Source organism: Mesorhizobium sp. LCM 4576, assembly GCF_001854815.1.
Lineage (GTDB): Bacteria > Pseudomonadota > Alphaproteobacteria > Rhizobiales > Rhizobiaceae > Mesorhizobium > Mesorhizobium plurifarium.
Window position 1 is genome coordinate 1 of the sequence record NZ_MDDT01000081.1, and the last position, 4,787, is coordinate 4,787.

Below are 4,787 nucleotides of genomic sequence, written 5' to 3' on the forward strand. Positions count from 1 at the left end.
AAGCACGGCGGTGCTCAGGTGCTCACGGCCGGATACGCACTCCTGCGGTCTTCACCGGATGGGTACGCCGATTCCATTGTGCGCCAATGCGTGATTCACTCGTTGAGGCGAGGCGAATCGAGGGGACGACGGTGTCCAGGCCACGCGAGAAGCGCGAGACGGGAGAGCAGGACCTGTTCCGCTCCAGGCTCGATCAGATCATCAACATGAAGCCCGAGYTGGTGCGACTGGCGCAGGCGATCGACTGGCCGGTGCTGGAAGAGCGGTTCGGCGCGGTCTATTCGGACGGACCGGGCATGCCGCCGCTGCCGACGCGGCTGACGGCGGGCCTTGCGATCCTGAAGCACACCTTCAACCTGTCGGACGAGGAGCTGTGCGCCCGCTGGGTGGAGAACCCCTACTTCCAGTATCTCACTGGCGAAGAGTTCTTCCGCCACGAATTGCCCTTCGATCGCTCGTCGATGACGCGCTGGCGTCAGCGCATGGGCGAGGAGCCGATCACGGCTCTGCTGCAGGAAAGCCTCGCGGTTGCGATCAAGAGCGGGGCGATGAAGCCGGCCGACACGCGCCGGGTGATCGTCGACACGACAGTGCAGCCGAAGAACGTGATGTTCCCGACCGACGCCAAGCTCATTCATCGGGCGCGCGAGCGGCTGGTGCGGCTGGCCAAGCAGGTGGGTATGGATTTGCGCCAGACCTATGTGCGGGTCGGCAAGCTGGCGCTGATCAAGCACCAGCGTTATGCGCACGCCAAGCAGTTCAAGCGGGCCAACAGGGCGCTGCGCAAGCTCAAGACCTATCTCGGCCGGACCATTCGMGACATCGCTCGCCACATCGCCGGCGACGCGGAGTTGGACGCAATCTTCAAATGGCCGCTCTACCAGGCCTCGGCGGTTCTGGAGCACCGTCAGCGCCAGCGCGGCCGCAAGATCTGGAGCCTGCATGCGCCCGAGGTCGAGTGCATCGGCAAGGGCAAGGCGCATGCCCCTTACGAGTTCGGCGTCAAGGTCTCGCTCGCCACCACGCTCGAACGCTCGAAAGGTGGCCAGTTCGCCCTGCACGCAAAAGCGCTGCCGGGCAATCCTTATGACGGCCACACGCTCGCAACGATCATCCCCGACATGGAGAAGACCATCGGCAACGAGATCGGCCGCATCCTCGCCGATGCCGGATACCTCGGCCACAATGCACCTGAGAGCCACAAGTTCAGGGTCTTCACCGCCGGCCAGAGYGGCGCGTCACACCGGCCATCAAGCGCCAGATGCGCCGCCGCTCCGCGATCGAGCCCGTGATCGGCCACATCAAGGCCGAGCACCGGATGGACCGCAACTACCTCGCCGGCGAGCAGGGCGACGCCGTCAACGCCATCCTGGCCGCCGCCGGCTACAACTTCTCGCTCCTGCTCAACTCTTCAGGCAGCTTTTGTGGCTACTCCTCGCCGCGCTCCAAAGCCGGCCGAAATCGCTCGCTGCCTAACGCCCTTCATTGTTCACGGACGACGATCGAGCCAGAGGATCGTTTCCGGGTGAGTTCGCGCAGACGCTGAGGCACTGCTCCGCGACCGCCAAATTCTTCAAAAGGACTCGATCCCTGGACCAATTCCGGCAACGAGCCAACTCGATTGGCTCATCTCGATGATCGCGAATCGTCGATGTACGCTCGGAGCCATCGTATCAGTATGCCTTCGTCAGCTTGGCCCTGTACTCCTCGTCCAGGGTGGCCGGCAGAGAGATCTTCTTGGTTCTGGCGCCGTCGACAGCGATCATTTCACCGCTCACGAAGCTGGATTCGTCGCTAACGAGCCAAAGAACCGCGTTGGCTATCTCCCTGGGAGAGCCGATCCGCCCAAGCGGGTGAAGCTCCGATAGTTCTCGCTCAACCAAGCTTCGGTCCGGATGGAGTTGGAGAAATGCGCGGTTCAGATCGGTATCTATCCAGCCGGGGCACACTGTGTTGCACCTTATACCATCCGGCCCAAGGTCAACCGCCAGTCCCAGCGTTAGTCCGTGCACGCCCGCCTTGGTGGCGGCATAGGCGGTATGCCAGGCATTGACCATAAAGGCTTCGACCGACCCGATGTTGACAATCGAGCCAACGCCGATACGCCTCATTTCCGGAGCCACGTACTTCGCCATCAGGAACGGGCCCCGAAGATTGACCGCCATGAGCCGGTCCCAATCATCGGCAGTCTGTTCGTCGATGGTCTTATGAACGACCTTACCAGCATTATTGACCAGTGCATCMACCCTGCCAAATTTCTCGAGAACGTAGTCAACAAATTCGCGAACCGACGCCTCCTTTGTGACGTCAAGACACATAAACGTGGGCCTTTTGGTGTTGCCGAACTCGGCGGAGCGATCGTCGTGCAAATCGCCGACGACAACGGCAGCGTCTTCTTCAGCGAGCCTCTCGGCTATTGCACGCCCTATGCCTCGACTGCCACCTGTAACGATGGCGACTTTGCCTGATAGCCGATTGYCCATAGATCCCTCCTATCCTCCCGTCAAGCCGCTATCGATTGGCACAGCAAAGCCTGTGATGTGCTTAGCGCCATCGTTCGCGAGGAACAGTGTCAAACTTGCGATTTCCTTGGGCGTCGCCACTCTACCCTGAGGTTTGGAGTCGATCTTCCTCTGCAGGATATCGTCCGGGGTAACCGGCTTGGCGTGGCCTGACACAAGCATGGGCGTATCCACGGCGCCAGGACAGACAGCATTGATGCTGATTTGATCTTTAGTGTGATCCAGAGCCATGGCCCGCGTCAACAGAACGACCGCGCCCTTCGAGRCACAATATGCAGCCAGGTTGGAACAGYCGACCAAACCCTCAGTAGAGGCTATATTGACGATCCTTCCGCCGCCGGTTTTCCTCATCGCCTTCACCGCGGCGCGGCTAAACTAGAACACACCGCTTACATTGGCTTCGAATATCTGCCRCCAGTCGTCATCCGAAGTGTCGACGGCGCTTCCGCGCCGAATGATCCCGGCGCTGTTGACCAGGACATCTACCCTTCCGAAGCGCTTTAGCGGCGTGAGCGATCACCTGGTCGGCGAAGCCCGATTCAGCTACGTCACCGAGCATCAGTTGGGTTGCACAACCAAGTTTCTGAATTGCCTCCAAAACTCGCTGGCCACGCTCCTCATCGCGCCCGACTAATATGACCGAGGCTCCGGTCGCGCCGAAAGCCTGTACAACCGCATCCCCTATGCCAGACGTTGCGCCGGTAACGATAACGACCTTCTTGCAAACCGTCATAGCGTGTCCTTTATGCATTGTTCTGAGGCGCGGCAACACTCCACCCGCCATGCACACCATGGTAGTAGAAGACATTGCGATKCTCCTCCGTCGCCTACTCGAACTCCACAACCGCCATTGGCAGGCTGACGACAAGGCGCTCGTTGGATCAGGTTCAATCCGGTAAATTCGGCCACCACCCGTCGATTTGCCGGCGCTTCCAATCTTCGCCTTCGCAGACCCTAGAAARGATGCGTGGAAAGTTAAAAATGGTCCACAATGCCTTGGTTCTGTGGTTGTGCTGGTTTCCTTCATGCGAAGGCTCCTAGCGCGACGAATTGTTCAGACGGTTGCACTCAGGCCACCATCGATGACTATCAGGGTGCCGCTGACATAAGCCGCTCGGGCGCTGGCCAAGAATGCAGCGACTGCGGCRAATTCTGAGGGATCGCCAAGGCGTCGGGCCGGGGTCCTGTCCTCCAGCGCACGGATGGCTTCGGCGTGGTCGCCGAGGCGATTGGCTTCGTGAACCGCGGTGCTGTGTGCTCCAGGAGCGAGCACGTTTACGGTGATGCTCTCCCCCGACAATTCTTGTACGAGCGTGTGGCAGTAGGGCACTAGGCCTGCTCGCGCTACACCCGATAGCGCGAAATGTACTGGGGTCCTTACAATAGTCTCGGAAGCGAGCATCAATATTCGCCCCGCCGGTGAGCGGCGCAGATAGGGCAAGGCAGCCGAAACGAGATTTATCGAAGGTAACAGCACTCGATCAAATGCATCGTCGAAATCCTTAGGCGTCATGGCCGAGGGCGGTCCGGCAGAAACGCCGCCGCAATTCGTGACCAAGATGTCGATACACCGAAAWTACTCTGCTGTTTGGGCAACCCAAGTTGCTGCATCCGCACAATCAGTTACATCGGTCGCGCGCGCCAACACTTCGGCGCCTTTGCTGCGCAACCGATCCACCRCTCTTTCTAGCCGCCCCGGGTCCCGCCCACAGATGGACAAACGGCAGCCTTCGTTGGCTAACTCCTCGGCTGTGGCCAAACCTAAGCCGCTGGAGGCGGCGGCGACCATCGCCACCTTGCCGCTAAGCCCCAAATTCATTTTTCATGCCCAAAATAAACATCACCAAGGTTCCTGGCACCGTTGCAAGCAGCGAAGCATGCACCGTGCCAAACAAAAAACATCGTTTCGAAACAGCAGGGTAGCTCTGCTGATGAAATCTCGGTTTGCTATAGCTTGGCAGGATGATGACACAAATGTACGGAATCTGACGTGGGTCCGTCGTCCTTGCGATAGGTGCCCGGTCGGGCTTTTGACAGCACGGGGGTAGACAACAGTTTTGCGCAGCGAGTCCGTCGGTAATAGAAGATCAGCGGCAGCGCTCCRCACGACACGGTGGCYGGCGACGTGCCGTTCGACAATGCCGCGCGGTAGGATCTCGTGGGCGAGTGGACTGATGTTGCTGCCAGGCCATGATGAAATGGCCGTCCCAATAGTCGTTCGCTCAACGTCACCTGGCCGAAACTCTCGACGCCATCATCAACGGC

At 59.7% G+C, this 4,787-nt stretch carries 3 protein-coding genes and 2 pseudogenes; 1 reads left to right on the forward strand and 4 read right to left on the reverse strand.

The features are described 5' to 3' along the window. Window positions 1–131 precede the first annotated feature (131 nt). A pseudogene (locus tag LCM4576_RS31615) lies at window positions 132–1,476 on the forward strand (IS5 family transposase). Window positions 1,477–1,673: 197 nt separating this feature from the next. On the opposite strand, the gene LCM4576_RS31620 reads toward LCM4576_RS31615, so the two are convergent. From LCM4576_RS31620 to LCM4576_RS31630, 4 genes and pseudogenes are all read right to left on the reverse strand, one after another. After that, window positions 1,674–2,483 (reverse strand): SDR family NAD(P)-dependent oxidoreductase, encoded by an 810-nt coding sequence (locus LCM4576_RS31620; protein WP_071036274.1) that lies wholly within the window; start codon window positions 2,481–2,483, stop codon window positions 1,674–1,676. A 9-nt stretch (window positions 2,484–2,492) separates the two neighbouring features. Beyond that, a pseudogene (locus tag LCM4576_RS37615) lies at window positions 2,493–2,999 on the reverse strand (SDR family NAD(P)-dependent oxidoreductase). Beyond that, on the reverse strand, window positions 2,944–3,549 hold the full coding sequence (locus LCM4576_RS37675) for an SDR family NAD(P)-dependent oxidoreductase (protein ID WP_320411887.1): 606 nt from the start codon (window positions 3,547–3,549) through the stop codon (window positions 2,944–2,946). Before LCM4576_RS37675 ends, LCM4576_RS37615 begins: the two are co-directional and overlap by 56 nt. Window positions 3,550–3,576: 27 nt before the next feature. Then, window positions 3,577–4,341 carry an SDR family NAD(P)-dependent oxidoreductase gene (locus LCM4576_RS31630; protein WP_071036275.1) on the reverse strand — a complete coding sequence of 255 codons (765 nt, stop codon included), beginning with the start codon at window positions 4,339–4,341 and terminating at the stop codon, window positions 3,577–3,579. Window positions 4,342–4,787 lie beyond the last annotated feature (446 nt).